This is a genomic window from Pseudomonas sp. stari2, from assembly GCF_040760005.1.
GTDB lineage: Bacteria > Pseudomonadota > Gammaproteobacteria > Pseudomonadales > Pseudomonadaceae > Aquipseudomonas.
Map to the genome: position 1 here is coordinate 1,430,789 of NZ_CP099760.1, position 26,305 is coordinate 1,457,093.

The window sequence follows — 26,305 nt, forward strand, 5'->3', positions numbered from 1 at the left end:
GCTTGTAAGAAGCGTCCCAGAGCGGCACTCTCTGTTCATCCACTCACTTGCGATCCGTCACCGATTACTGCTGGAGAGATGCTGATGACCGATATTGATGCACGCTTGCGCGAAGACGTTCACCTGCTCGGTGAACTGTTGGGCAACACCATCCGTGACCAGTACGGCGAGGCGTTTCTCGACAAGATCGAGCAGATTCGCAAGGGCGCCAAGGCCGATCGGCGCGGCTCGATGGACGCCGAACTCAGCGCCAGCCTCAATCAATTGAGCGAAGACGAGCTGCTGCCGGTGGCGCGGGCCTTCAACCAGTTTCTCAACCTGGCGAACATCGCCGAGCAGTACCAGCTCATTCATCGCCGCGAAGAGTCGCAAGCCGCACCGTTCGAGTCCCGCGTACTGCCGGAATTGCTCGCCCGTTTGCGTGAGGAAGGGCACAGCGCCGACTCCCTCGCCCGGCAGTTATCGCGACTGGAAATCGAACTGGTGCTGACCGCGCATCCGACCGAAGTGGCCCGGCGCACGCTGATCCAGAAGTACGACGCGATCGCTGCGCAACTGGCCGCTCAGGATCACCGCGATTTGACCAGTGCTGAACGCCAGCAGATCCACAACACATTGCAACGCTTGATCGCCGAAGCCTGGCACACCGAAGAAATCCGCCGAACCCGGCCGACTCCGGTGGACGAAGCCAAGTGGGGATTTGCGGTGATCGAGCATTCGCTGTGGCAAGCGATTCCCAACCATATGCGCAAGGCCGATCAGGCGCTTTTCGCCGCCACTGGCCTGCGTTTGCCGCTGGAAGCTGCGCCGATCCGATTTGCTTCGTGGATGGGTGGCGACCGCGACGGCAACCCGAACGTGACCGCTGCCGTGACCCGCGAAGTGCTGTTGCTGGCGCGCTGGATGGCGGCGGATCTGTACCTGCGTGACGTCGATCACCTGGCGGCCGAACTGTCGATGCAGCAGGCCAGCGATGCGCTCAAGGCCAAGGCCGGTGACAGCGCCGAACCCTATCGCGCGGTGCTCAAGCAATTGCGCGAACGCCTGCGCGCTACGCGCAACTGGGCCCATGCCTCCTTGACCGCAACTACCCCGGCACCGGCCGATGTGTTGCACAACAACCGCGACCTGCTCGATCCGCTGGAGCTGTGCTATCACTCGCTGCACGAATGCGGTATGGGCGTGATCGCCGACGGACCGTTGCTCGATTGCCTGCGCCGCGCGGTGACCTTCGGTCTGTTCCTGGTGCGCCTCGATGTGCGTCAGGATTCGTCGCGACACACCGCCGCCATGACCGAAATCACCGATTACCTCGGCCTCGGTCGCTATGAAGACTGGGATGAAGAACAGCGCATCAGCTTCCTGACCCGTGAACTGCAAAATCGTCGGCCGTTGCTGCCGGCGCATTTCAAACCCTCGGCCGACACCGCCGAAGTGCTCGCCACCTGCAAGGAAATCGCCGCCGCGCCGGGGGCTTCGCTGGGTTCCTATGTGATCTCCATGGCCGGCGCTGCCTCCGATGTGCTGGCGGTGCAACTGCTGCTGAAGGACTCTGGTGTGCTGCGGCCGATGCGCGTGGTGCCGCTGTTCGAAACTCTTGCCGACCTCGACAACGCCGGCCCGGTGATCGAGCGCCTGTTGCTGCTGCCGGGTTACCGCGCACGTCTGCAAGGTCCGCAGGAAGTGATGATCGGTTATTCCGACTCGGCCAAGGACGCCGGCACCACTGCAGCGGCCTGGGCGCAATACCGGGCTCAGGAGCGACTGGTGGAAATATGTCGCGAGCAGCAAGTCGAACTGCTGCTGTTCCACGGTCGCGGTGGCACCGTGGGCCGTGGCGGCGGCCCGGCTCACGCGGCGATTCTGTCGCAGCCGCCGGGTTCGGTGGCAGGGCGGTTCCGCACCACCGAGCAGGGGGAAATGATTCGATTCAAATTCGGCCTGCCGGACATCGCCGAGCAAAACCTCAATCTCTATCTGGCTGCCGTGCTCGAAGCGACTTTGCTGCCACCGCCGCCACCGACGCCCGAATGGCGGCATTTGATGGATGAACTGGCTGCTGATGGTGTCAGCGCCTACCGTGCCGTCGTGCGGGAAAATCCGCAGTTCGTGGAGTATTTTCGCCAGTCGACGCCGGAGCAGGAGTTGGGGCGTTTGCCGTTGGGCAGCCGTCCGGCCAAGCGCCGCGCCGGTGGCATCGAAAGCCTGCGGGCGATTCCGTGGATCTTCGGCTGGACCCAGACGCGCTTGATGCTGCCTGCGTGGCTGGGTTGGGAAACCGCGTTGAGCAAGGCGCTGGAGCGCGGCGAAGGCGAATTGCTGGGGCAGATGCGCGAGCAGTGGCCGTTTTTCCGAACTCGCATCGACATGCTGGAGATGGTGCTGGCCAAGGCAGATGCCGACATTGCGCTGTCCTACGACGAGCGACTGGTTGAGTCGGACTTGTTACCTTTGGGTGCGCACTTACGCGACCTATTGTCGCAGGCATGTTCCGTGGTCCTCGGCCTGACCGGTCAGTCGCAGCTGCTGGCACATAGCCCGGACACCCTCGAATTCATCCGTCTGCGCAACACCTATCTCGACCCGCTGCATCTGTTGCAGGCCGAACTGCTGGCGCGCTCGCGGCAGCAGAATGTCGAGCAGGGCAGCCCGGTAGAACAGGCGTTGCTGGTGTCTGTGGCGGGGATTGCCGCCGGTTTGCGAAATACCGGCTAAGGTTTTCTGCGTGGGGCGGGGCACCCGGGGCAAACGTCGGGTGCCGTTTATCGAGCGTGGGAAAAATGCGGGCAAGCGACAGTTAATGATGGGGTTGCGACTTGGGGGACCGCGTCGCAAGGTCGCGGCAGGCGCGGGTTTCTCCGACTTTTGGCGTCTTGTGTGGGCGCAGCCTGCTGTGTATCTTGGTCAGCCTCTGGCCGTTTGGGCGGTCACGACCCTATTTTCAGGATTTCGCCCCATGAGGCGAATCCGTTGTTTTGCAAAAGCTTTTTATAAAAAAATTGAGGAGCACATCTAATGCGCGTCATTCTGCTGGGAGCTCCCGGGGCCGGTAAAGGTACTCAGGCTAAGTTCATCACCGAGAAATTCGGCATCCCGCAAATCTCCACCGGCGACATGCTGCGAGCTGCGGTCAAGGCCGGCACTCCGCTGGGCGTTCAAGCCAAGAGCATCATGGATGCCGGCGGCCTGGTGTCGGATGACCTGATCATCGCACTGGTCAAGGACCGCATCGCTCAGGCTGACTGCGCCAACGGTTTCCTGTTCGACGGTTTCCCGCGCACCATTCCTCAGGCTGAAGCGCTGGTGACTGCCGGTGTCGAGCTGGATGCCGTGGTTGAAATCGCTGTTGAAGACGAAGAGATCGTTCAGCGTATCGCCGGCCGTCGTGTTCACGAGGCCAGCGGCCGTGTGTACCACATCGTCTACAACCCGCCGAAGATTGCCGGCAAAGACGACATCACCGGTGAAGAGCTGGTGCAGCGCAAGGACGACACCGAAGAAACCGTGCGTCATCGCCTGTCGGTCTACCACTCGCAGACCAAGCCGCTGGTGGACTTCTACCAGAAGCTGTCGGCTGCCAACGGCAAGCCGAAGTACAGCCACATCCCGGGCGTCGGTTCGGTTGAGGCGATCACCGCCAAGGTTCTTGAAGCACTGAGCTGAAAAACCTGATCCGCTGCATCATCCACGGCCCGCTTGCGGGCCGTAGTTGTTTATACTGGCGCACTTTTTCCCCACCTGATTTACGGACACATCGATGAGCACCTTGCTGGCCCTGGACACCGCGACTGAAGCTTGCTCCGTTGCCTTGCTGCATGACGGCAAGGTCACGAGCCATTACGAGGTGATCCCGCGCCTGCACGCGCAGAAACTGCTGCCGATGATCCAGCAACTGCTGGCCGACGCCGGCACCACGCTGCAAGCGGTGGACGCGATCGCGTTCGGTCGTGGCCCGGGCGCGTTCACCGGTGTGCGCATCGCCATCGGTGTGGTGCAAGGCCTGGCGTTTGCCCTGGATCGTCCGGTGTTGCCGGTATCGAACCTGGCAGTGCTGGCGCAACGGGCTTATCGCGAGCACGGCGTGAGCCAGGTCGCGGCGGCGATCGATGCGCGCATGGATGAAGTGTATTGGGGCTGCTATCGCGAGACGGCCGGGGAGATGCGGCTGGTCGGCGTCGAAGCTGTGTTGCCGCCGGAAGTCGCCGCGCTGCCGGACGATGCGACTGGCGACTGGTTCGGTGCCGGCACCGGTTGGGGCTACGGCGAGCGCATCGCGGTCAATCTGATCGGTTCCGACGCAACCATGCTGCCCCATGCCGAAGACCTGCTGACGTTGGCCCGCTTCGCTTGGGCGCGCGGTGAGTCGATCCCGGCAGACGACGCTCAGCCGGTTTACCTGCGCGATAAAGTGGCCACCCCGAAATCCCGCTGAAGACAATCTCCCTGTGGCACTCGCCACAGGGTCCCGCCAGCTCCTGCCAATCGTCAGTTTCCAACGCCCCGCTTTAAACCTTTTGTCTTTTATGTGTTCTAGTTATCACTCGGCGATTTGCTAAGTCGGTCAGGTGCCGCTAAATTGCCATCATCGATACCGAGCATGACTTTATGCGTATAGACGGCGTTTCCACTCATTCCTACCCCATCAAGCGCAAGCCTCGCAAAGGCAATCCGGCGCTGGATGAATCCGTCGAGGATATTGAAGGCGAGCTGGAATTCCCCACCGAAGCGCAACTGGCTGCCCGCGCCGCCAAGGCCTCTGCGCAACGCCTGAGCAATCTGCCCGCCCGCCAACAAGACATGATTTATCACCGTGCGATGAAGAAAAGCGTGGCCATGGCCCTGGCCAGCTACCTGAGCACCGCCGGTTTTGTCGATTGGGACGCAGACGTGCTGGGCCTCGATCTGTACATCTGATGGATCTGCCTTACTACCTCGGTTGCCCGTCCTGGAGTGAAAACGCCTGGCGCGAGTATCTGTATCCGGCAGACGCCAAGACCTCCGATTTCCTCGGTCTGTATTCGCAAGTGTTCAACGCCGTGGAAGGCAACACGACTTTCTACGCCAGCCCTTCGCCGGCCACCGTGGCGCGCTGGGCCGAGGTCATGCCCGAACACTTTCGTTTCACCGCCAAATTCCCCGGCGATATCAGCCACGGCGGTGACCTGCGCGATCAACTGACCGCCACCGAAACCTTCATTCAATTGCTCAGCCCGCTCGGCGAACGTGTATCGCCACTGTGGCTGCAACTGTCGAAAAGCTTCACTCCGCAACGCTTGCCAGAACTCGCAGCCTTCATCGACGCGTTTGATCGACCGCTGGCGGTGGAAGTGCGCCATGAGCAGTTCTTCGCCAAGGGCGAGAGTGAACGCCTGCTCAATCGCCTGTTGCTGGATCGCGGCGTTGAGCGCATCTGCCTCGATCCGCGCGCGTTGTTCAGTTGTCTGTCCACCGAGTCTTCGGTGATCCACGCGCAATCGAAAAAGCCCCGCGTGCCAACCCGTCCGGCAGCGTTCACCCAATTCCCGCAGGTGCGCTTCATCGGCCATCCCGAGCTTGAGGCCAACGATCCGTTTCTGGTGCCGTGGGTGGCGAAGATTGCCGAGTGGATCGAAGAGGGCCGTACGCCGTACATCTTCCTGCACACCGCCGATAACATCCTGGCAGCAAAGCTTGCGCAGCGTTTTCACGCACAGCTGATGCAACGTTTGCCTGGCCTGCCACCGCTGCCTGAGCTATACAGAGAACCCGCCGCGGAGCAACTTGGCTTGCTCTGAGGCGATTTTTTTCTGCCCAGGAGCCTGCCGATGGACGCCCAAGCCCGCAAAGAACAAGTCCGTAAAGCCGAAGCCTTCAAAGCCCTGCATGAACGTCCAGGGATATTCGTGATTCCCAATCCGTGGGATGCAGGTTCCGCGAAGATGCTTGCCAGCCTGGGTTATCAGGCGCTGGCGACCACCAGTGCCGGTTATGCGTTTTCCCAGGGTAAGCCCGATGGTGCCCTTGGCCTCGAAGAAACCTTGAACAACGTCCGGGCGATTGCTGCCGCCACGGATTTGCCGGTGGCGGTGGATCTGGAAAACGGTTTTGCCGACGCTCCGGCCGAGTCCGCGCAAAGTCTGCTGCGAGCGGCCGAAGCTGGCGCAGTGGGTGGTTCCATAGAAGATGCCACAGGGCGCCCGGACGCACCTGTCTACTGTTTCGAACATGCCGTGGCGCGGATTGAAGCCGCAGTAGCAGCGGTGCGCACGTTGCCTTTTCGCTTCACCCTGACGGCCCGTGCGGAAAACTACCTGCACGGCAATCCGGATATCAACGACACCATTCGCCGCCTGCAGGCGTTCGCCGAAGCTGGCGCCGATGTGCTCTACGCTCCGGGTCTGAGGACAGCTGAAGAGGTACTGGCGGTGGTGCGCGCAGTCGCGCCGAAACCGGTCAACGTGTTGATGTCCGGTGGCCTGAAACTGACCGTGCAGCAACTGGAAGAAATGGGTGTGAAACGCATCAGTACCGGCTCGGCGCTGGCGCTGGCGGCGTTTGGTGAGTTCTTTCGGGCTGCTGAAGAAATTCAGCAATCGGGCACGTTCGGCTTCACTTCGCGTTCGATGCCGTACGCGAAGGCCAATCAGTTTTTCAAGGGCTGAAGCAGAAGGGAATCAGGCGGCGATGCGCAGGTTCTGCTGAACGATCGGGCGCACCCAGCCGTTATCGAAGTCCAGGGCTTTCTGCTGTTCGACGATTTCTTCCGGCGGGAACGGTGGGTAAGGCTGCAGCAGATCCAGGTCGAACTCGGCAATCGGCAGGTACAGCGGCTTTTTCTGCGGGGCAGGGCCCGGTTCCGGAATTGGCTGACCGTTGTTGATCACGACCGGACGAACCCAACTGCTGTCGAAATCCTGCTGCTTTTGCTGAGTCTTGATTGCTTCCGGCGGGAACGGAGGATACGGCTCGGCCAGGTTCATATCGATTTCGGCAATCGGCAGGAACAGCGGCTCAGGCGGGCGAACCGGGGTTTCCACCACGTTGCATTCGCGCTGGTCGATGATGTGGGCGTGCAGTTCGCTGCCGACAGTCGGTTCTTCAGGGCTTTCGAGATCGACCGGCGGGAAGGTGCCACAGGCCGGCACCACATCACTCGATTGTTCGGCCAGGGCCTGGGCAAAGAAATCCTGCCACAGGTGGCTGACGCCGCCCAATGCTTGAGTGTTATGACGGCTGAAATCGCCTGTGGGCGAAATGTAGCCAATCGATGTGGGAAGAATGCCTGACATTTTTTTCGGTCGACGCTCAGCTCTGGCAAAATGCGCGTTGATTGGGTTATCGGCGGATTTTGCCGATCCTTAACTTTTTTGAGCGTGTTTTCCATGATTGAGCAACCCGCGGCCTGCCGCATCCATGTCGAAGCCCTCGGCCCGACGTTCGAAGCGCAGGCCGAGCAGTGGGCGCAGCGCCTGAACCTGCCGTTACAGGTGGCCGACGGCGAGTTCGCCTTGCAGGTCGGCGAGCAGGGTTTGCAACTGCAACAGCTTGGGCCGGATGCGCCGGGGCCGGTGCGGGTCGACTTCGTCGAAGGTGGCGCGGCCCATCGCCGGCTCTACGGCGGTGGCAGCGGGCAGATGATCGCCAAGGCGGTCGGTATCGCCCAAGGCGTGCGTCCGCGGGTGCTGGATGCCACGGCGGGGCTGGGCAAGGATGCGTTCGTGCTGGCGAGCCTGGGCTGCGAGATGAGCTTGATCGAGCGTCAGCCGCTGATCGGCGCGTTGCTTGAGGATGGTCTGGCCCGCGCGGCGGAAGATTTCGACGTGGCACCGATCGTGGCGCGGATGACGCTGCTCAAGGGCAACTCGATTGACGTGATGCGCAACTGGGAAGGCGAGCCACCGCAGGTGATCTACCTCGACCCGATGTTTCCGCACCGTGAGAAAACCGCCCTGGTGAAGAAGGAAATGCGCCTGTTCCGCCCGCTGGTGGGCGATGACCCGGATGCACCGGCCTTGCTGGAAGCGGCGTTGGCGCTGGCCACGCACCGGGTGGTGGTCAAGCGCCCGCGCAAGGCTCCGTGCATCGAAGGGCCGAAGCCGAGCCATGCGCTGGATGGCAAATCCAGTCGCTATGACATCTACCCGAAGAAAGCGCTCAAGGCCTGATCCGTCACACAAGAAAATCCCACGCATGGCGTGGGATTTTTGTTTTCAAGGGCGATAGGCGCGCATGAATAACTCGACCACTTCCTGCACATGGCTTTCCGCCGCCTCTCCGGTCAGTGGTTCACCGCAGCCATACAGCAACCGGAAATTCCCCGCGCCCTTGATCAGGCAGAAGAAGTGTTCGGCGGCGTTGTGCGGGTTGTGGATGCGCAGCGCGCCAGTCTCATCGATCCGCCGCAAAAGCCGCTCCATGCCTTGCACCATGCGCTGCGGGCCGGCCTCGAAGAAGATCAGCGACAGCTTCGGATCCTGGCTGCCCAGCGCCATGATCAGGCGATGCAGGTTCACCGATTCATCGCTGTTGATCAGGTGATGAAAGCCTCTGGCAATGTTCAGCAACACATTTTCCACCGCGATGCCGTCCGGCAATTCGAAGAACAGCGGTGGCAATTGCTCCTCGCATTTGGCAACGACAGCGGCGGAAAACAGCGTCTCCTTGTCATTGAAATGGCTGTAGACCGTCAGCTTCGACACGCCAGCCTCGGCGGCCACCGCGTCCATGCTGGTGTTGGCATAGCCATGACTCAGGAACAGGATTTTCGCCGCTTCGAGAATCGCCTGGCGCTTGGCCGGATCCTTCGGGCGGCCGGGGCCGTTTGGAGCTGAAAGATTGTTCGACATTCTTCGCTTTTAATACTGGACTGGTGAGTTTGCTATTAATAACATACCGGCCAGTATAATTATTCCAAGCCTCCTTAGCGAAAGGTCCTTCACCATGTTCCGCCATGCGTTGTCCTTTGCGGTGCCAGTCAGTCTGGCGTTTTTATTGTCGGCATGTGGCAAGGAAGAGGTGACGCCAGTCAGCGTGCGACCGGCCATGGTGGTACAGCCAGAGCCTTCGGCGCAGGCGATGGAAAGTTATCCGGGCGAGGTGCGAGCCCGCTATGAACCCGATCTGGCGTTCCGCATCGGCGGCAAAGTCAGCCGACGACTGGTCGAGGAAGGCCAGCGCGTGAAGGCCGATCAGCCCTTGGCCGAACTCGATCCGCAGGACGTACGCCTGCAGCTGGAAGCCACCCGCGCCCAGGTCACTGCCGCCGAAGCCAATCTGAATCTGGTGCGCGCCGAGCGTGATCGCTACAAGACCCTGATGGAACGGCAGATGGTCAGCCGCTCGGCCTACGACAATGCCGAAAACCTCTACCGCTCCGGCGAAGCCCGCCTCAAACAGATCAAAGCCGAATTCAACGTCTCGACCAATCAGGCCAGTTATGCCGTGCTGCGTGCGCCTCAGGACGGTGTAGTCGCCAAGCGTTCAGTCGAAGTCGGGCAAGTGGTCGCCGCCGGGCAGACTGTTTTCACCCTCGCCACCGATGGCGAACGTGAAGTGCTGATCAGCCTGCCGGAGCAGAGCTTTGGCCGCTTCAAGGTCGGCCAGCCAGTGTCGGTTGAGTTGTGGACTCAACAGAACCAGCGCTTCGCCGGGCGGATCCGCGAGCTGTCGCCGGCCGCCGATCCGAAATCCCGCACCTTTGCCGCCCGCATCGCCTTCACCGCCGGCAAAGTGCCTGTCGAACTCGGCCAGAGCGCCCGAGTATTCGTGCAGACCGCTGATGTGATCCCGCTGTCGGTGCCGCTCTCGGCCCTGACCGCCGAAAACGGCGCGACCTATGTCTGGGTCGTCAGCGCCAACAACACCTTGAAAAAGACGCCCGTGCGTATCGGCCCGTTCGGCGAGAAAACCGTGCCGGTGCTCGAAGGCCTCAACGCCAGCGACTGGGTCGTGGCCGCCGGCGTGCATGTGCTGCTGGAAGGGCAGCAGGTGCGTCCCGTGGATCGCTCCAACCGTGTGGTCAATCTGGCGGACAAGGAGTAAGGCCCGATGCGCTTCAACCTTTCCGAATGGGCGCTGCGTAATCGCCAGATCGTACTGTTCCTGATGCTTTTGCTGGCCATCGTCGGCGCATTGTCCTACACCAAACTCGGACAGAGCGAAGACCCGCCGTTCACCTTCAAGGCCATGGTCATACAAACCCGATGGCCGGGCGCCACTGCGCAGGAAGTTTCGCGTCAGGTCACCGAGCGCATTGAAAAGAAATTGATGGAAACCGGCGAGTACGAACGCATCGTCTCGTTCTCCCGCCCCGGTGAATCCCAGGTCACGTTCATAGCCCGCGACTCGATGCATTCGGTGGAAATTCCGGACCTCTGGTACCAGGTGCGCAAGAAGGTCAGCGATATCCGCCAGACCTTGCCACCGGGGATTCAGGGCCCCTTTTTCAACGATGAATTCGGTACCACGTTCGGCAATATCTATGCGCTGACCGGCGACGGTTTCGACTACGCTGTGCTCAAGGATTACGCCGACCGCATCCAGATCCAGCTGCAGCGGGTCAAGGACGTGGGCAAGGTCGATCTACTCGGGCTGCAGGACGAGAAGATCTGGGTCGAGCTGTCCAACGTCAAACTCGCCACCCTCGGCTTGCCATTGGCAGCGGTTCAGCAGGCTCTGGAGGAACAGAACGCAGTATCCACCGCCGGATTCTTCGAAACCGGCAGCGAGCGATTGCAGCTACGGGTCTCGGGGAATTTTCAGACAGTCGACGAGATCAGGAACTTCCCGATCCGGGTCGGTGATCGTATGTTCCGTATCTCCGATGTCGCTGACGTGCGGCGTGGTTTCAACGATCCGCCGGCGCCGCGCATGCGCTTCATGGGCGAAGACGCGATCGGACTTGCGGTGGCGATGAAGGACGGCGGCGACATTCTGGTGCTGGGCAAAGCCCTGGAAACCGAATTCTCCCGCCTACAGAAAAACCTCCCGGCCGGCATGCAACTGCGCAAGGTTTCCGATCAGCCTGCGGCGGTGAAAAGCGGTGTCGGCGAGTTCGTCCAGGTGCTGGTCGAAGCGCTGGCCATCGTGTTGCTGGTGAGCTTCTTCTCCCTTGGCGTGCGCACCGGCATGGTGGTGGCGCTGACCATTCCGCTGGTGCTGGCGATGACCTTCGCCTGCATGTATTACCTCGGCATCGGCCTGCACAAGATTTCCCTCGGTGCGCTGGTGCTGGCGCTGGGCTTGCTGGTGGACGACGCGATCATCGCCGTGGAAATGATGGCGATCAAAATGGAGCAGGGCTTCGACCGGATCAAGGCGGCCAGTTACGCCTGGACCAGCACCGCATTCCCGATGCTCACCGGCACGTTGATCACCGCCGCCGGCTTCCTGCCGATTGCCACCGCGCAGTCCGGCACCGGTGAATACACCCGCTCGATTTTCCAGGTCGTCACCATTGCGTTGCTCGCTTCGTGGGTGGCGGCGGTGATGTTTGTGCCGTACCTCGGGGAAAAACTCCTGCCGGACCTGGCGAAAATTCACGCGGCCAAACACGGCAGTGGTGACGGTCATCCGGACCCTTATGCCACACCGTTTTATCAGCGGGTTCGACGTCTGGTGGAATGGTGCGTGCGTCGGCGCAAGACGGTGATCGTGCTGACGGTGGGGCTGTTCGTCGCCTCGGTGATGCTGTTCAAGTTCGTCCCGCAGCAGTTCTTCCCGGCCTCCAACCGACTGGAGTTGATGGTTGATCTGAAACTGGCCGAAGGGGCTTCGCTGGCCAACACCACTGCCGAGGTCAAGCGACTGGAGGCGATGCTCAAGGATCATGCCGGCATCGACAACTATGTGGCCTACGTCGGTACCGGCTCGCCGCGTTTCTACCTGCCGCTGGATCAACAGCTGCCGGCGGCCAGCTTCGCCCAGTTCGTCGTGTTGGCGAAAACCATCGAGGAACGCGAAGCCCTGCGCACCTGGCTGATCGATACCTTGAACGAACAATTCCCGGCCCTGCGGTCGCGGGTTACGCGACTGGAGAACGGCCCGCCGGTTGGCTATCCGGTGCAGTTCCGTGTTACGGGGGAGCATATCGAGGAGGTCCGCGCTCTGGCCCGGAAAGTCGCGGCCAAGGTGCGTGAGAACCCACATGTCGTGAATGTGCATCTGGATTGGGAAGAGCCGAGCAAGGTTGTGTACCTGAACATCGATCAAGACCGCGCCCGGGCCCTGGGGGTGAGCACTGCGAACCTGGCGAAATTCCTCCAGAGCTCGCTGACCGGCTCCAGCGTCAGCCAGTACCGCGAGGACAACGAACTGATCGAAATCCTTCTGCGCGGCACCGTGCATGAACGCACGGAATTGACCCTGCTGCCGAGCCTGGCGGTGCCGACCGACAATGGCCGCAGCGTGGCGCTTTCGCAGATTGCAACGCTGGAATATGGCTTCGAGGAAGGCATCATCTGGCACCGCAATCGCCTGCCGACCGTCACCGTGCGCGCCGATATCTATGGCAAGGAGCAACCGGCGACGCTGGTGAAACAGATTCAGCCGACGCTCGATCCGATTCGTGCCGAATTACCTGACGGTTATCTGCTGGATGTCGGCGGTACGGTAGAAGACTCCGAACGCGGGCAGAAGTCAGTGAATGCAGGCGTGCCGATGTTCATTGTCGTGGTGCTGACGTTGCTGATGGTGCAGTTGCGCAGTTTCTCACGCACGGCGATGGTGTTTCTGACGGCGCCGCTGGGTTTGATCGGCGTCACGCTGTTTCTGCTGGTGTTCCGTCAGCCGTTCGGGTTTGTGGCGATGCTCGGGACGATTGCGCTGTCGGGGATGATCATGCGCAACTCGGTGATTCTGGTGGATCAGATCGAGCAGGATATTACGGCGGGGCTCAAGCCCTGGCAGGCGATCATTGAGGCGACGGTGCGCCGGTTCCGGCCGATTGTGTTGACGGCGCTGGCGGCGGTGCTGGCGATGATTCCGTTGTCGCGCAGTGTGTTTTTCGGGCCGATGGCGGTGGCGATCATGGGCGGGTTGATTGTGGCGACGGCTCTGACGCTTTTGTTTTTGCCGGCGTTGTATGCGGCTTGGTTCCGGGTGCGTAAGGAGGCTTGATTTGGTTTGGTGAGCGTGGCGGCCTTCGGGCCGACCAGGCTCTGGGTGTTCTTTGTGAATATCCGTTGCTTCGGGTGTTGCCGCTGGCGGTTCCGCTCTTACAGCGGCTCACTTTTCCAAACGCCGAAAAGTAAGCAAAAGGCTTGGCCCCTGCGTTCGGCCCCTCGCTTTGGCTCGGTGTTCCTTCGCTCCGGGATTCATCCGGGGGCATCGCCTCCGGTTTGCTTCGCTGCACCTCCTCTCGATGTGTTCGACTTCGTCGAACGGCGCTTCGCGCCTACCCCCGGATAAATCCCTACACTCAGCCTGCCGATGGGGCCGGCACGTCAAAAGCTTTACTCGAGCTAACGCTCATTGTGTTTGAGTGGCTATGGGCTATGGGCTATGGGCTATGGGCTATGGGCTATGGGCTATGGGCTATGGGCTATGGGCTATGGGCTATGGGCTGCGGTGTCTCCTACAGCTTTTTCAGAATTCTCTGATATTGAGGTCGTCTGGTCTGGGGTGTTGTACTCGGTCATCTGTGTTTATGAGTGATCGAGAGGTTTTTTGTGAAGAAGCCGCCAGTGTTTAAAGGACGGACCGATCCGGTGTTCGACCTATTGGCGCGGGCGCCGCACAAGCAGCATCTGGTGGATTATCTGGCGCTGCTCAAGCCTCTCGATGATCGGGGGCGTTATTTGCCTTTCGAGGATTTGCGCTATCGCTGGGCGCCGAGGCTGGACGCTCGTTTGTGTTGGGCGCTGGTGAAGAGGGCGAGGGCTGCGCAGTACATCAATCTCCTGCCATTGGGTGAGCCGCCGCAGTGGGGCAAGTACTTGCTGACACCCTCGGTACGGAAAACCCTTTCGGCCGTCGATCTGCAGACGACTTCCGCTTCGCTGGAATGCATGACCGGGCAGATTGGCGAACGGTCGCATTTCAGTTATTTGCTCAATGATCTGATCGAAGACGAAGTGATCGCCAGCAGCCAGTTGGAAGGTGCGGCAACGACCACGCGGGTTGCCAAGGACATGCTCAAGTATCAACGGCAGCCGCGCACGCCGGATGAGCGCATGGTCATGGGCAATTACAGGATGATGAATTTCGCCTGGGAAAACCGTTATCAACCCTTGAGCGTCGACTTGATCGCGGCAATGCATCGGGTGGGCGTTGAGGGGATCGATGACGCGCAATACAGTCCCGGTTTTTTCAGGACGAACGATGAAGTGGTGGTACAGGACGGCGAGGGCAATACGGTGCATACACCGCCGCCCGCTGTCGGGCTGGTGATGCGTTTGCAGAGGCTCGTGCGCTGGATCAATCAGCCACTCGGTTCACCTCAAGAAAAGGACTACCTGCACCCGTTGATCAAGGCGATTACGCTGCATTTCTCTCTGGGCTACGAACATCCGTTTCGCGATGGTAACGGACGGGTTGCGAGGGCGTTGTTCTACTGGTTCATGTTCAATCACGAGTTTTCGGCATTTCGCTACATTGCGATCAGTCCTTTGCTGCGCAATGCGCCGGTGAAGTACGGGCGGTCGTATTTGCATAGCGAGGCCGATGAGCTGGATCTGACGTATTTCATCGAGTTTCAGTGTTCGGTGATTCAGCGTGCAGTCAGTCGCTTCACGGATGTCTACCGTAAAAGCCTGGCGTACACGGAAGACCTTGAGCGCTGGCTGATGGCGTCGGTTTTTTTCGAGCGGCTGACGCAAAGGCAGCGGGCGCTGTATCAGGCGGCCAAGAGCGGAGTGGCGAAGGAATTTACGGCGAGCAACGTGAGGGAACACTTGGGTTGTTCTTGCAGCACCGCGATGTCAGCCCTGAATGGACTGGTCGAGTTGCAGGTCTTCGAGAAAAGGAAAATGGGCAGCGAGTGGGTGTTCTTTTTACGCAGTCCAGCCAGTGTGTTGAAGCACGGGAGCGAGTTGTCTCGCTCCCGTGCAGCGTCGGCCTAGAGGCTGCCAAACACCTTCTTCGCCAGACTCGTCGCCGCAGCGGCCGGGTTCTTGCGGATGGTTTCTTCCTGTTTGCCGATCATCTCGAACAGGCCGTTCAGCGCTTGTTCGGTCACGTAGCTTTCGATGTTGGCGCTCTTCGCATCGACCACCCCGAAGGTCGCAGCCTGGCCGGCGAATGAGTTGTACTTCTGCGCCACGCCTACCTTGTCGGTCGCCTGTTTGACGATCGGCAGGAACTTGGTGCGGATCTGTTCGCGGCTGGATTTGTCCAGGTATCGGGTGGCGGAGTCGTTGCCGCCGCTGAGGATGCCTTTGGCGTCTTCCACGCTCATTTTCTTCACGGCGTCGACGAGGATCGGCTGGGCTTGGGTCACGGCGGTTTCCGCGGCCTTGTTCATGGCGGTTTCCAGTTCCTCGACCTGGGCGCCCATGCCGAAGGCTTTCATCTTGCCGGCGACTTTGCCGAGTTTGCCCGGCAGTTCGATCTTCACGTCAGGGTTGTTGCTGAAGCCGCCCGGGGTGCCGAGTTGTTTGACGGCCAGTTGCGCGCCCTGGGTCAGGGCATCCTTGAGGCCGCCGGTGGCGTCGCCTTGCGACAGGTCGCTGAGGGACAGGGCCAGTGCGCTGGCGGAGATCATCAGGCCCGCGCACAGGCCGGCGAAGCGAAGGGTAGGGCGGAGCATGAAGGCTTCCTTATTCATAGGTGCGTTAGCGGGCAGCGTCGACGCGTATCTTCAGCGGCTGCGGATCCTTGCCATCGAGCTGCACGGCATGGTTTTCGGTGGTGATGAACATCAGCTCGCCGTTGACTTCGATGCGTGCGCTGACCGAGTAGCGGTGGCCGGGTTTGACCTGGGCCGGATCGTAGCTCAAATGGAACGGCAGCGGGACTTGTCCCTTGATCGGGCCTTTCTGTTCATCGAGCACGACAGCCGGCGCATCGGCCAGCGAAATGTCCTGCAGGCTCACGCTGAGTGTCGCGCTCGGTGGCAGAGCGATGCGCTGCAGGTAGAACACTTCGCCGTCGAGGCTCACTTTGCCGCTCGGTGTGGTGGACTGGCAGGCGCTCAACAAGGTGGCGGCGGCGAGAAGAGAAAGTTTTTTCATGGGGACCTCAAAAGACTTGGGCGCCAGAGGGGCGCCCAGAGAAATCTAGCGGATTTTGGAAAGTGAGTCAGTGAACAAACGTAACGGTTCATTCAGCCACTGATCGATGACCCGCAACAGGCGTGATCGGGGCGGATGTGTCGCTGGTACAAGTTCGATACCTTCAGGAAATACGGACAGCCGTTGGTGATACCTGTTTTCTATCCCCGTCAGTACATACCGTTTGCCCGGCAGCACATGCTCCGGATCATATTCAAGATAAAACGAAGTGGCAGTTCTCTCATCGTGAGAGACGCGCGCGAGTTCGACATCGGGACTTTCGTTTTCATGCAGGCTGATGGTGATTGCCTGTTCGGGGGGAATCATTTCGGGTTCCTGCACTTCAACGTACAAGTAACCGACTGGACTCAAATGCAGCGTCTGGCGGTGGGGGAACTGATGAACAATGACGAAGTGATCCTGTTCCAGCAACAAGGGCTGCCCGTTATGAAACAGCTGGATGGTGACGCGGTATTTGACGCTCCCATCGCTATATCGATGGGGAAACCTGAAATTCCACTGGCCGTCGACAATGGCGGGATGTTTCCAGTGTTTGATGCTTAACGTTTGCCAGGTATTGATCACCTGTACGTCTACAACGGTTTCATTATCTCCGTCGAGAGGGGCACTGAACTCTGGTGGAAGGCTGAACGTTACGGTGATGTTATGAGGAGGCTCGTTTAATAAGCTCATATCGATTTCCTTATCGATTAAAAAGAACCCATTAATTCATAAAACAACTAGCCGGAATACGATCCGGTCTTCCGGTTAGTTGTCCTCAAGTTTCAGGAACTCGGCGAGGTTGCAGTTTCCGCCGCATCCTCACTGCGATGTAGCGCCACTTGGCGGATCGACAATCGAATCTCCGCAGGCAACACCCGTTTCGCTGCACCTTCAGCCAGTTCACCGAGCAGTTCGTGATAACTCAACTTGCCCGCTTCGTCGCGACGCAGAACGTCAAGATCAAGCATCGTCTGGATAAAGTGACGGAACAGGCTCTTGTCGAAAAATTCCGGCGCATTCAGGCCATGCAGGATCGACAGGCGCTGGGCCATGACCGTGCACAGGTCTTCCAGTTCTTCGGCGCTGATGGTGTTCTGGCCAGCGTTGAGCAGTAACGACACGGTCATGTAGAAGCGTTGCAGGGTCTGGGCGATGCTCTTCGACAGCAGAGTCAGCAGCACGAAATGCCGTGAGCTCGGCGCCGGGCGCAGGAACACGTCTTTCTCGAAACGCAGCAGGCCTTGTTCGACGAACGCCTCCAGCCACTGGTCGATAACCGCATCCAGCTCGTCCAGGTTCCAACGGATGAACAGTTCCGCCTGCAGATACGGATACAGCGCACGGGTGTAGCGCAGGATCTGCTCGCGGCTCATGCGCGAAGTGCTTTGGAAGAAACTCGCGAGCAACGCCGGAAGGGCGAAGATGTGCAGCACGTTGTTGCGGTAGTAGGTCATCAGGACGGCGTTCTGCTCGTCCAGATAGAGAATCTTGCCCAGTGCATCATTCTGCTCGGACAGCAGATCCATGTCTTTGACGTGTTCGATCAATGCCCGGCCATCGCCTTCCGGCAGGGTGGTGTGCGGCGAGTACGGAACCTTGCGCAACAGCGCCAGATACAGATCCAGCACCCGCGCCATGGCGCGATCATCCAGCGCCAGACGAGTGGTCGACAGCAACGCCAGCGCCACCAGATTGACCGGGTTGATCGCCGCCGCTTCGTTCAGATGCTGTGCGACTTTCTCGCCGAGGCGATTGGTGGTTTCGTTGAGCCACGCCGGTTTGAACTGCGGGCCGAGTTCCTGCTGGCGCCAGCCCGGCTGTTCACTGTCGAGGAATTCCGCGAGTTTGATCGGCTCGCCGAAGTTCACCGCCACCTGGCCGAAACGCTGCTTGAGCGCGCCGATGACTTTGAAGATGTCGAAGATCGATTCTTTCTTCTTGCTCGCGCCACGCAGCTCGCCGAGGTAGGTCCGCCCTTCGAGCACGCGCTCGTATCCGATGTACACCGGCACGAACACGATCGGCATCCGCGACGAACGCAGGAAACTGCGCATCGTGATCGCCAGCATCCCGGTTTTCGGTTGCAGCATGCGGCCGGTACGCGAGCGACCGCCCTCGACGAAGTATTCGACCGGGAAGCCTTTTGTGAACAGGGTGTGCAGGTATTCGTTGAACACCGAGGTGTACAGCGGGTTGCCCTTGAACGTGCGGCGCATGAAGAACGCACCGCCACGGCGCAGCAGGCTGCCGATCACCGGCATGTTGAGGTTGATCCCGGCGGCGATGTGCGGCGGAGTCAAGCCGTTGCGGAACAGCAAGTACGACAGCAGCAGATAGTCGATGTGGCTGCGGTGGCACGGTACGTAGATCACTTCGTGACCCTGGGCGACCTTCTGCACGCCCTCGATGTGATTGACCTTGATCCCGTCGTAGATCTTGTTCCAGAACCAGCTCAACACCACTTCCAGAAAACGGATCGCGGTGTAGGTGTAGTCCGAGGCGATCTCGTTGCCGTAGCGCAGGGCCTGGGCCTTGGCTTTTTCCGGGGAGATGTTTTCGCGCTCGGCTTCGTCGAGGATCGCTTGCTTGACCAGCGGCTGGTTGAGCAGGCCCTTGACGAGGTTACGGCGGTGGGAGATGTCCGGGCCGATCACTGCGGCTTTGAGATTGCGGAAGTGCACCCGCAGGATCCGCTGGGCCATGCGCACGGTGCGCTCGTGGCCCTTGTTGTGTTCGATCAGTTCGCGCAGATGGATCGGCGCGGAGAACTGCACGCGGGTCTTGCGGCCCAGAATCATGATGCTCAGCAGCCGACGCAGACGCCCGGTGACGGCCCAGCTGTCGGCGAACAGCAATTTCCACGGGCTGTTCTCGCTGTCCGGCGACTGGCCCCAGAACACGCTGACCGGAATGATCTGCGCGTCTTCGGCGGCATTCTGGGTGAGGGCGCTGACCAGTCGGGTCAGGGTCGGCGGCGCACCGCGCTTGTCCTGGCGGCCGAGCCAGTCCGGGTCCGGCGTCAGGTAGAAGAACGCCGCCGGTTCGATCAGCGAACCCACTGACACCGGCAGCACCGGGCGCGGCAGGCCGGCCTTGGTGCACTCGGTGTCGACCACCGCCAGATCCGTCAGCGATGGGTTTTGCAGGACGTAGAACACCGGACGACTGCGGTCGAGGTTGAGGGTGAACGACGACTGGTTGATCGTCTCGGAGCGAACCCAGAGATACAACAGTCGGCGCAAGGTGCCAAACACAAGACGGCGGAACGGGGAACGGGTCATACGGCTTCTGCATGAGTGGATAAACCGAGCGTTTGCTCGGGCGGTCGATAGTGTGCCGGATTCATGGAAAATCGGCAAAAAAGCGGCGAAGTAATCTCCTGTTGAGAGTTTTGTTGCCTGTCATATACTCGGCGCTCTGTCGCCGGGGCCCTTTTATGGACGTCGGACGCAGGCTGACGTTCCGCAAAGGCTTTCCTGCGAAAAGCCTGTTCAATAATAAAAAAGGAGTATGAACAGATGGCAACACGTGAAACCGGCAACGTGAAGTGGTTCAACGACGCCAAGGGCTACGGCTTCATTCAGCGCGAAGACGGGGTGGACGTATTCGTGCACTACCGCGCGATCCGCGGTGAAGGCCACCGTTCGCTGACCGAAGGTCAGCAGGTTGAATACGCGGTGGTGGAAGGGCAGAAGGGGTTGCAGGCCGAGGATGTTGTAGGCCTGTAATGATCGTTCCCGCGTTCTGCGTCCACCGTGGGGCACAGAGCGCGGGAGTGTTCAGCGTCAGGCCGTTTTCCAGGTGATTTCTTCTTCACCGTCTTCGCTGATCCGGATCCAGCGGTCCGCCGTTTCCTCACCTTCTTCCTCGACCCACGTCCCCGGCGCGCAGCGCACTTCGACGTTCAGCGCGGCGAACGCGGCGCGGGCGCAGGCAATGTCGTCGTCCCATGGTGTCTGGTCGCTTTCCAGGTACAGGCTGTTCCACTTGCCCACAGCTTTCGGCAGCCAGGTGACCGGGATGTTGCCGGCCTTGCATTTGTAGGTCTGACCTTTCTGTACCCAGTCGCTGCACGGGCCGAGGGCGGCGCCCAGCCAGGCGGAAATGGCCTTGTGGTCGACGTCGGCGTCTTTCAGGTAAATCTCGATGTCCGGTTGGCGCATGGATATCCTCACTGCGGGTCTGAAAAATCCATTCGCGGATTTAGCCGGCCCCGGGCTGCTTGCCCGAGTCCAAAAGTTATTGAAGAACGAAATAATCGTAGCGCATCGACACGGTGGTCACGAACGGCTCGGCCTGTTCGATCACCGCCGCACGGCGCTCGGCACTGGCTCGCCAGCCGTGGGGTGTCATCGCCAGCAGGTTGGCGCGATCCTCGGGCTTGTCCAGCGTCAGCTTGAACTCCAGGGTTTCACTGTGCGCCAGCGCCATGCCTTCCGGCACCAGGGCCAGATGCTTGTCGTCGGTGTATTCGCGCACTTCATCGTACAGGCGTTCGCGCAGTTCCATCAGATGGCCGCTGGTCGGGCCGACCTTCATCAGACCACCACCGACGCTGAGCAGGCGCTTGGCTTCTTCCCAGTCCAGCGGACTGAAGACACTGGCCAGAAACTGGCAGCTGCCGGAAGCCAATGGCACCCGGGCCATGCTGGCGATCAACCAGGTCAGCGCCGGATTGCGTTTGCAGGCGCGTTTGACCGCTTCCTTCGAGATGTCCAGCGCGTAGCCATCGGCGTCCGGCAAGGCGTCGGCGATCTGCGCGGTGTAGTAACCCTCGCCGCAACCGATATCGACCCAGCGCGCCGGCGCATAACTGGCCGCCAGTTCCGCCAGACGCTTGGCTACCGGCGCGTAATGGCCGGCGTTGAGGAAGTCGCGGCGGGCCTCGACCATCGCCTGATTGTCGCCAGGATCGCGGCTGTTCTTGTGCTGCACCGGCAGCAGGTTCAGGTAACCCTGACGCGCACGGTCGAAGCGGTGGCCGGCAGGGCAGACCACGCCGTTGTCCACCGCGTTCAGCGGTTCACTGCAGATCGGGCACGCGAGCATCAGGCGAGCAACTTGATCAGGGTCTGGTAGTAGATCTCGGTCAGCACGTCGAGGTCGGCCGCCAGTACGCGCTCGTTGACCTGGTGGATGGTCGCGTTGACCGGGCCCAGCTCAACAACCTGCGTGCCCATGGTCGCGATGAAACGGCCATCGGAGGTGCCGCCGCTGGTGGACGCCTTGGTCTCGCGACCGGTGATCTGCTTGATGCTCGACGACACCGCGTCGAGCAGCGCGCCCGGCTCGGTGAGGAACGGCAGACCGGACAGTGCCCAGTCGATGTGCCAGTCCAGGCCGTGCTTGTCGAGGATGTCGGCGACGCGTTTCTGCAGGCCTTCGACCGTCGATTCGGTGGAGAAACGGAAGTTGAACACCGCTACCAGATCGCCCGGAATCACGTTGGTCGCGCCGGTTCCGGAGTTGACGTTGGAAATCTGGAAACTGGTCGGCGGGAAGAAATCGTTGCCGTGATCCCAGTGCTCGGCGGCCAGTTCGGCCAGGGCCGGGGCAGCGAGGTGGATCGGGTTCTTCGCCAGGTGCGGATAGGCCACGTGGCCCTGCACACCGCGCACGGTCAGTTTGGCGCCGAGGGAGCCGCGACGACCGTTCTTCACTACGTCGCCCACCAGCGTGGTGCTCGACGGTTCGCCCACGATGCACCAGTCCAGACGCTCGTTGCGGGCTGCCAGACGCTCGACGACTGCCTTGGTGCCGTGATGTGCCGGGCCTTCTTCGTCGCTGGTGATCAGGAACGCGACCTTGCCCTTGTGATCCGGGTAGTCGGCGACAAAACGCTCGGCGGCGACAGTCATCGACGCCAGGCTACCTTTCATGTCCGCCGCGCCACGGCCGCAGAGCATGCCGTGTTCGTCGATCACTGCGTTGAACGGGTCGATCTGCCAGGCGGTCACCGGACCGGTCGGCACCACGTCGGTGTGACCGGCGAAGCACAGCACCGGGCCGTCGCTTTTGCCGTGAGTCGCCCAGAAGTTATCCACATCTTCGATGCGCATCGGTTCCAGCTGGAAACCGGCATCGCCCAGGCGCTGCATCATCTGCTTCTGGCAATCGGCGTCGACCGGCGTCACGGACGGACGGCGGATCAGGTCGATGGCGAGTTGGAGGGTCGGCGAAAGGTCGGCGTGGGCCGTCATGGAAAACTCCGGATGCTTGAAATTGGGCAAGGGCCAATGGGGAGCCAGCCTGCTGGCGATGGCGGTGTGTCAGTCAACATAAAGGCTGATTGTTACATTGCCATCGCGAGCCAGCTCGCTCCCACAGGGTTGGATATCACGCCAAGCCCCGCAAAATGGCGGTTATCTTAAAGCAAAACGGCGACCATTGGCCGCCGTTTAGTGCTTCGTCGAGGAATTAGACGACAGGTGCCGGCTCAGGCGCCGCCGAAGGTTTTGGCAGCGACGACAGGAACGCCATGATCAGCGCCGCCACGTACGGCAGCGACTGCACCAGCAGCATCGCCACCCAGAAGCGCATGTCGTTGCTCGGAATCCCCTGCACCAGGAAAATCCCCAGCGCCGCGCCCCACAACAGCAGCATGATGAACAGCTCTTCCCGGGCCTCGGAAATCGCCACCCAGAAGCCATGGTTGTCGGCGTTTTTCGGGGTACGGAAGAATGGAATGCTGCTGGTGAAGAAGCCATACAGCACCGCTTTGGCGATGGTGTGCGACAACGCCAGGCCGGCCAGTGCCGCGCAGAACGCATCCTTGAGGTTCACGCCCACGGCGCGACGGTACAGGAAGATGATCTTGCCGACCTTGAACACGAACAGCGCCAGCGGCGGGATCGCGAAGATCAGCAGCGGCGGATCGACCCGCTGCGGCACGATGATCATCGCCGCCGACCACAACAGTGCGCCGACGGTGAAGAAAATGTTCATGCCGTCTGCCACCCACGGCAGCCAGCCCGCGAGGAAGTGGTAACGCTGGCCGCGGGTGAGCTCGGTGTCCTTGCCGCGCAGCAGGCTGCGGGTGTGGCGCTTGATGATCTGGATCGCACCGTAGGCCCAGCGGAAACGCTGCTTCTTGAAGTCGATGAAGGTGTCCGGCATCAGACCCTTGCCGTAACTGTCGTGGTAATACGCCGCCGACAGGCCTTTCTCGAACACCCGCAGACCGAGTTCGGCGTCTTCACAGATGCACCAGTCGGCCCAGCCCAGTTCTTCCAGAACCGAGCGACGGGTCATGGTCATGGTGCCGTGCTGGATGATCGCGTCGCGGTCGTTGCGGGTGACCATGCCAATGTGGAAGAAACCTTTGTATTCGGCGTAGCAGAGCTTCTTGAAGGTGCTTTCGTTCTGGTCGCGGTAGTCCTGCGGCGACTGCACCACGGCGATTTTCGGGTCGGCGAAGTGCGGCACCATGTGCTTGAGCCAGTTCGGGTGCACGCAGTAGTCGGAGTCGATCACCGCGATGACTTCGGCGTCCTTGGCGGTGTGCGGGATCAGGTAGTTCAGTGCACCGCCCTTGAAGCCGGCCAAGGGCGAAACATGGAAGAACTTGAAGCGCGGGCCGAGGGTTTCGCAGTAGTCGCGCACCGGTTCCCAGACCGCCGGGTCCTTGGTGTTGTTGTCGATGATCAGTACTTCGAAGTCCGGGTAATCGAGGTTGGCCAGGGCGTTGAGGGTCTGTTTGACCATCTCCGGCGGCTCGTTGTAGCACGGTACGTGGATCGAGACTTTCGGGCGGTAGTCCGAATCGCCGACCACCGGCAGGAATTCACGGCGACGCTTGTGAATCCACACCGCCTCCGCCAGTTCGTGGGCCTCGGTCAGCAACACGATGAACACCCCGAGCGCACCGAGTGCCAGCAGGAAGCCCACGGTCAGGCTGAACCACGTGCTGTATTGCTGGCTGTAGTCGTAGCCGATCCACACCAGCACCGAACCGCACAGGAACGCGATAAAGGTCAGGAAGGTACGGCCACGCTGGCGCAGGGCCGAGCCGTCGATCATCAGCAGGGTCAGCGACAAGAGTGCCAGCACCACCGAACCGATGGCCAGCACGCGCCATTGCGGGATCGCCACCACCGGGCCTTCGAAGTTGAATTTCTGCTGGCGCGCGGCATTGAACACGCCCCAGTAGGCGCCGACCGAACCTTCGTCGCTGGCTTTCCACGGCTGGTCAAACGCTTCGATCACGAAGTAGTTGAAGCCCTGGCGATTGAGTTTGTTGACCAGCGTGCGCAGGTAGATCGCCTGATCCGCCGGCGACGCATCGGCGCCACCGCGCATGCGGCCGTTGCTCGGCCAGCCCACTTCGGACAGCAGCAGCGGCTTTTTCGGGAACATCTTTTTCAGGTCGCGGGCGCGGTCGAAAACGAACTGCCCGGCCTTGTCCACCGGAATGAATTCCCAGTAAGGCAGAACGTGCGCGGCGATCAGGTCGACGTGCTTGGCCAGTTCCGGGTGTTCTTCCCAGACATGCCACTGTTCGGAGGTGGTCACCGGCACTTTCACCGCAGCACGCACGCGGTCGAGCAGCACGCTGAGTTCTTTGGCGGTGATTTCCTTGCGGAAGATCGCTTCGTTACCGACCACCACACGAACCACGCTGCGTGAGGTGTTGGCCAGTTCGATGGCGCGGGTAATTTCCCGTTCGTTGCGTTCCTGGTCGGGGCTGATCCAGATCCCCAGGGTCACGCGCAGGCCGAACTCTTCAGCCAGTTTCGGGATGTCTTGCAGGGAACCGTCGACCGAGTAGATGCGGATGTTGTCCGTCAGCTTGCTCATGATCTCAAGGTCGCGGCGCATTTCGTCGTCAGTCGGATACTGATCCTTCTGCGGGAACTGTCCTTGCTGGAACGGTGAATAGGAGAAACCGGAGATCTGCTCCGGCCAGTTCGGCGCGGAGACGGGGCGGTTGATCAGCGCCCAGAAACCGGTGAACAGGGCGGCGATTGCCAGAACCACCACCAGGTTGAGTCCAAATTTACGCGATGACATAGCTGTGTCGGGTTCCAAGGTCTGTGGAACGAAGGGTCGGCTGGTTGACGCCTGAGGGCGCGCATCCTACACCGGCAGTTCGCCGAGTCCTACAACAGACAGGGAAATGCCGGACGTTGGGCAATCCAACCCGACTTAAGTTCTTTCGTTTCAGCATGTAAGGCAAATCTTTGTTACGTGCAGCTTTAATTAAAGCAGGCAGGTTCGCCGTTCATAGCGCAAAGGTGCTCTTGGCCGCCGACGGCCCTATAATGCGCGCCGGTTTTTGGGGTAATGGTCATGAGTACAGAAGATCCGCGGTTTGCAGGCATCGCCCGTTTGTATGGCATTGAAGGGATGGAGCGTTTGCGCGCCGCCCACGTGGCGATTGTCGGCGTTGGCGGCGTCGGTTCCTGGGCGGCGGAAGCCATGGCCCGTTGCGGAGTGGGCGAGATTTCCCTGTTCGACCTCGACGACGTCTGCGTCAGCAACGCCAACCGTCAGTTGCACGCGCTGGACAGCACGGTCGGCAAACCCAAGGTCGAGGTGATGGCCGAGCGTCTGCGTGGGATCAACCCGGACTGCAAGGTGCACGCTGTGGCGGACTTCGTCACCCGCGACACTATGGCCGAATACATCACGCCGAACATCGACTGCGTGATCGACTGCATCGACGCGGTCAACGCCAAGGCGGCGCTGATTGCCTGGTGCAAGCGCCGCAAGATCCAGATCATCACCACCGGCGGTGCCGGCGGGCAAATCGATCCGACGCTGATTCAGGTCTGCGACCTCAACCGCACCTTCAACGATCCACTAGCTTCGAAAGTGCGTTCTACGTTGCGTCGCGACTACGGCTTCTCGCGCACCGTGACCCGCCATTACAGCGTGCCGTGCGTGTTCTCCACCGAACAACTGCGCTATCCGAAACCGGACGGCAGCATTTGCCTGCAGAAGAGTTTTGTCGGCGACGGCGTGAAGCTGGACTGCGCCGGCGGGTTTGGCGCGGTGATGATGGTGACGGCGACGTTCGGCATGGTCGCGGCGACCAAGGCTGTGGACAAGATTGTCGCGGGCGTCCGGCGCCCGGCGGATCGGGTCAAACCTCAGGCCTGAAGCAGAGGGCTGCG

Annotated in this window: 22 protein-coding genes; 12 read left to right on the plus strand and 10 right to left on the minus strand. The window is 60.8% G+C overall.

Translation table 11 applies throughout. The features are described from left to right. The first annotated feature begins 84 nt into the window (after positions 1–84). The 6 genes from ppc (at position 85) to NH234_RS06395 (ending at position 6,641) form a co-directional block, all read left to right on the plus strand. Positions 85–2,715, plus strand: a complete 2,631-nt coding sequence (gene ppc, locus NH234_RS06370; RefSeq protein ID WP_367256008.1) for a phosphoenolpyruvate carboxylase — start codon at positions 85–87, stop codon at positions 2,713–2,715. A 300-nt stretch (positions 2,716–3,015) separates the two neighbouring features. Next, on the plus strand, positions 3,016–3,663 hold the full coding sequence (gene adk / locus NH234_RS06375; RefSeq protein ID WP_096819653.1) for an adenylate kinase: 648 nt from the start codon (positions 3,016–3,018) through the stop codon (positions 3,661–3,663). Positions 3,664–3,757: 94 nt separating this feature from the next. Continuing rightward, positions 3,758–4,432, plus strand: a complete 675-nt coding sequence (tsaB, locus tag NH234_RS06380; protein WP_367256009.1) for a tRNA (adenosine(37)-N6)-threonylcarbamoyltransferase complex dimerization subunit type 1 TsaB — start codon at positions 3,758–3,760, stop codon at positions 4,430–4,432. Positions 4,433–4,605: 173 nt separating this feature from the next. Further along, positions 4,606–4,914, plus strand: coding sequence for a hypothetical protein (locus NH234_RS06385; RefSeq protein ID WP_085712814.1), 309 nt, complete (start codon positions 4,606–4,608; stop codon positions 4,912–4,914). Then, entirely contained in the window at positions 4,914–5,774 is an 861-nt protein-coding gene (locus NH234_RS06390) for a DUF72 domain-containing protein (protein ID WP_085729783.1), read from the plus strand. Before NH234_RS06385 ends, NH234_RS06390 begins: the two co-directional genes overlap by 1 nt. Positions 5,775–5,804: 30 nt before the next feature. Further along, entirely contained in the window at positions 5,805–6,641 is an 837-nt protein-coding gene (locus NH234_RS06395; RefSeq protein WP_367256010.1) for an oxaloacetate decarboxylase, read from the plus strand. A 12-nt stretch (positions 6,642–6,653) separates the two neighbouring features. On the opposite strand, the gene NH234_RS06400 is transcribed toward NH234_RS06395, so the two are convergent. Then, the gene (locus NH234_RS06400; RefSeq protein ID WP_085729785.1) at positions 6,654–7,268 is read right to left on the minus strand and encodes an energy transducer TonB; all 615 of its coding nucleotides are present in this window, start codon (positions 7,266–7,268) and stop codon (positions 6,654–6,656) included. A gap of 96 nt (positions 7,269–7,364) precedes the next feature. On the opposite strand from NH234_RS06400, the gene NH234_RS06405 reads away from it, so the two are divergent. Next, a complete protein-coding gene (locus tag NH234_RS06405) occupies positions 7,365–8,144 on the plus strand; it encodes a class I SAM-dependent methyltransferase (protein WP_170931586.1) in 780 nt (259 codons plus the stop codon). Positions 8,145–8,189: 45 nt separating this feature from the next. On the opposite strand, the gene NH234_RS06410 is transcribed toward NH234_RS06405, so the two are convergent. After that, on the minus strand, positions 8,190–8,825 hold the full coding sequence (locus NH234_RS06410) for a TetR/AcrR family transcriptional regulator (RefSeq protein ID WP_367256011.1): 636 nt from the start codon (positions 8,823–8,825) through the stop codon (positions 8,190–8,192). A gap of 94 nt (positions 8,826–8,919) precedes the next feature. Between NH234_RS06410 and NH234_RS06415 the strand changes: the two genes are divergently transcribed. The 3 genes from NH234_RS06415 to NH234_RS06425 all read left to right on the plus strand — a co-directional run bounded on the left by NH234_RS06415 (position 8,920) and on the right by NH234_RS06425 (position 15,038). Then, positions 8,920–10,020, plus strand: coding sequence for an efflux RND transporter periplasmic adaptor subunit (locus NH234_RS06415; protein ID WP_085729788.1), 1,101 nt, complete (start codon positions 8,920–8,922; stop codon positions 10,018–10,020). A 6-nt stretch (positions 10,021–10,026) separates the two neighbouring features. Then, complete coding sequence (locus NH234_RS06420) at positions 10,027–13,095, plus strand: efflux RND transporter permease subunit (RefSeq protein ID WP_367256012.1); 3,069 nt, start codon at positions 10,027–10,029, stop codon at positions 13,093–13,095. 551 nt (positions 13,096–13,646) lie between these two features. Next, positions 13,647–15,038 carry a Fic family protein gene (locus tag NH234_RS06425; protein ID WP_367256013.1) on the plus strand — a complete coding sequence of 464 codons (1,392 nt, stop codon included), beginning with the start codon at positions 13,647–13,649 and terminating at the stop codon, positions 15,036–15,038. On the opposite strand, the gene NH234_RS06430 is transcribed toward NH234_RS06425, so the two are convergent. From NH234_RS06430 to plsB, 4 genes are all read right to left on the minus strand, one after another. Next, complete coding sequence (locus tag NH234_RS06430) at positions 15,035–15,724, minus strand: DUF4197 domain-containing protein (protein WP_085729791.1); 690 nt, start codon at positions 15,722–15,724, stop codon at positions 15,035–15,037. The two genes, NH234_RS06425 and NH234_RS06430, sit on opposite strands and share 4 nt — an antisense overlap. Before the next feature lie 25 nt (positions 15,725–15,749). After that, the gene (locus NH234_RS06435) at positions 15,750–16,148 is read right to left on the minus strand and encodes a YbaY family lipoprotein (RefSeq protein ID WP_085729792.1); all 399 of its coding nucleotides are present in this window, start codon (positions 16,146–16,148) and stop codon (positions 15,750–15,752) included. 45 nt (positions 16,149–16,193) lie between these two features. Beyond that, the gene (locus tag NH234_RS06440) at positions 16,194–16,880 is read right to left on the minus strand and encodes a hypothetical protein (protein ID WP_367256015.1); all 687 of its coding nucleotides are present in this window, start codon (positions 16,878–16,880) and stop codon (positions 16,194–16,196) included. Positions 16,881–16,972: 92 nt separating this feature from the next. Next, the gene (gene plsB / locus NH234_RS06445) at positions 16,973–19,471 is read right to left on the minus strand and encodes a glycerol-3-phosphate 1-O-acyltransferase PlsB (RefSeq protein ID WP_367256017.1); all 2,499 of its coding nucleotides are present in this window, start codon (positions 19,469–19,471) and stop codon (positions 16,973–16,975) included. 237 nt (positions 19,472–19,708) lie between these two features. On the opposite strand from plsB, the gene NH234_RS06450 reads away from it, so the two are divergent. Beyond that, on the plus strand, positions 19,709–19,918 hold the full coding sequence (locus tag NH234_RS06450) for a cold shock domain-containing protein (protein ID WP_007954750.1): 210 nt from the start codon (positions 19,709–19,711) through the stop codon (positions 19,916–19,918). Positions 19,919–19,975: 57 nt separating this feature from the next. Here the strand turns inward: NH234_RS06450 and NH234_RS06455 are convergent, their stop codons facing one another. The 4 genes from NH234_RS06455 to NH234_RS06470 all read right to left on the minus strand — a co-directional run bounded on the left by NH234_RS06455 (position 19,976) and on the right by NH234_RS06470 (position 25,199). Next, positions 19,976–20,353, minus strand: coding sequence for a hypothetical protein (locus tag NH234_RS06455; protein WP_085729795.1), 378 nt, complete (start codon positions 20,351–20,353; stop codon positions 19,976–19,978). A gap of 76 nt (positions 20,354–20,429) precedes the next feature. Next, on the minus strand, positions 20,430–21,239 hold the full coding sequence (locus NH234_RS06460) for a putative RNA methyltransferase (RefSeq protein WP_367256019.1): 810 nt from the start codon (positions 21,237–21,239) through the stop codon (positions 20,430–20,432). Beyond that, a complete protein-coding gene (dapE, locus tag NH234_RS06465) occupies positions 21,239–22,390 on the minus strand; it encodes a succinyl-diaminopimelate desuccinylase (protein ID WP_085729796.1) in 1,152 nt (383 codons plus the stop codon). Before dapE ends, NH234_RS06460 begins: the two co-directional genes overlap by 1 nt. A gap of 217 nt (positions 22,391–22,607) precedes the next feature. Beyond that, entirely contained in the window at positions 22,608–25,199 is a 2,592-nt protein-coding gene (locus NH234_RS06470; RefSeq protein WP_085729797.1) for a glycosyltransferase, read from the minus strand. Between the two features lie 273 nt (positions 25,200–25,472). Here NH234_RS06470 and tcdA point away from each other — a divergent pair, with 273 nt between their 5' ends. Next, positions 25,473–26,291: a tRNA cyclic N6-threonylcarbamoyladenosine(37) synthase TcdA gene (gene tcdA, locus NH234_RS06475; protein ID WP_085702578.1), complete on the plus strand. Its 819-nt coding sequence runs from the start codon at positions 25,473–25,475 to the stop codon at positions 26,289–26,291. Positions 26,292–26,305: the final 14 nt, after the last annotated feature.

Excerpts from the sequence above, each read along its gene's own strand:
- NH234_RS06385 (WP_085712814.1), top strand. The coding sequence starts at position 4,606 with ATGCGTATAGACGGCGTTTCCACTCATTCCTACCCCATCAAGCGCAAG.
- NH234_RS06415 (WP_085729788.1), top strand. The coding sequence starts at position 8,920 with ATGTTCCGCCATGCGTTGTCCTTTGCGGTGCCAGTCAGTCTGGCGTTT.
- NH234_RS06420 (WP_367256012.1), top strand. The coding sequence starts at position 10,027 with ATGCGCTTCAACCTTTCCGAATGGGCGCTGCGTAATCGCCAGATCGTA.
- dapE (WP_085729796.1), bottom strand. The coding sequence starts at position 22,390 with ATGACGGCCCACGCCGACCTTTCGCCGACCCTCCAACTCGCCATCGAC.
- tcdA (WP_085702578.1), top strand. The coding sequence starts at position 25,473 with ATGGTCATGAGTACAGAAGATCCGCGGTTTGCAGGCATCGCCCGTTTG.
- NH234_RS06390 (WP_085729783.1), top strand. The coding sequence starts at position 4,914 with ATGGATCTGCCTTACTACCTCGGTTGCCCGTCCTGGAGTGAAAACGCC.
- NH234_RS06470 (WP_085729797.1), bottom strand. The coding sequence starts at position 25,199 with ATGTCATCGCGTAAATTTGGACTCAACCTGGTGGTGGTTCTGGCAATC.
- ppc (WP_367256008.1), top strand. The coding sequence starts at position 85 with ATGACCGATATTGATGCACGCTTGCGCGAAGACGTTCACCTGCTCGGT.
- NH234_RS06460 (WP_367256019.1), bottom strand. The coding sequence starts at position 21,239 with ATGCTCGCGTGCCCGATCTGCAGTGAACCGCTGAACGCGGTGGACAAC.
- NH234_RS06410 (WP_367256011.1), bottom strand. The coding sequence starts at position 8,825 with ATGTCGAACAATCTTTCAGCTCCAAACGGCCCCGGCCGCCCGAAGGAT.
- tsaB (WP_367256009.1), top strand. The coding sequence starts at position 3,758 with ATGAGCACCTTGCTGGCCCTGGACACCGCGACTGAAGCTTGCTCCGTT.
- NH234_RS06455 (WP_085729795.1), bottom strand. The coding sequence starts at position 20,353 with ATGCGCCAACCGGACATCGAGATTTACCTGAAAGACGCCGACGTCGAC.
- NH234_RS06435 (WP_085729792.1), bottom strand. The coding sequence starts at position 16,148 with ATGAAAAAACTTTCTCTTCTCGCCGCCGCCACCTTGTTGAGCGCCTGC.
- NH234_RS06450 (WP_007954750.1), top strand. The coding sequence starts at position 19,709 with ATGGCAACACGTGAAACCGGCAACGTGAAGTGGTTCAACGACGCCAAG.
- NH234_RS06440 (WP_367256015.1), bottom strand. The coding sequence starts at position 16,880 with ATGAGCTTATTAAACGAGCCTCCTCATAACATCACCGTAACGTTCAGC.
- plsB (WP_367256017.1), bottom strand. The coding sequence starts at position 19,471 with ATGACCCGTTCCCCGTTCCGCCGTCTTGTGTTTGGCACCTTGCGCCGA.
- NH234_RS06400 (WP_085729785.1), bottom strand. The coding sequence starts at position 7,268 with ATGTCAGGCATTCTTCCCACATCGATTGGCTACATTTCGCCCACAGGC.
- NH234_RS06430 (WP_085729791.1), bottom strand. The coding sequence starts at position 15,724 with ATGCTCCGCCCTACCCTTCGCTTCGCCGGCCTGTGCGCGGGCCTGATG.
- adk (WP_096819653.1), top strand. The coding sequence starts at position 3,016 with ATGCGCGTCATTCTGCTGGGAGCTCCCGGGGCCGGTAAAGGTACTCAG.
- NH234_RS06395 (WP_367256010.1), top strand. The coding sequence starts at position 5,805 with ATGGACGCCCAAGCCCGCAAAGAACAAGTCCGTAAAGCCGAAGCCTTC.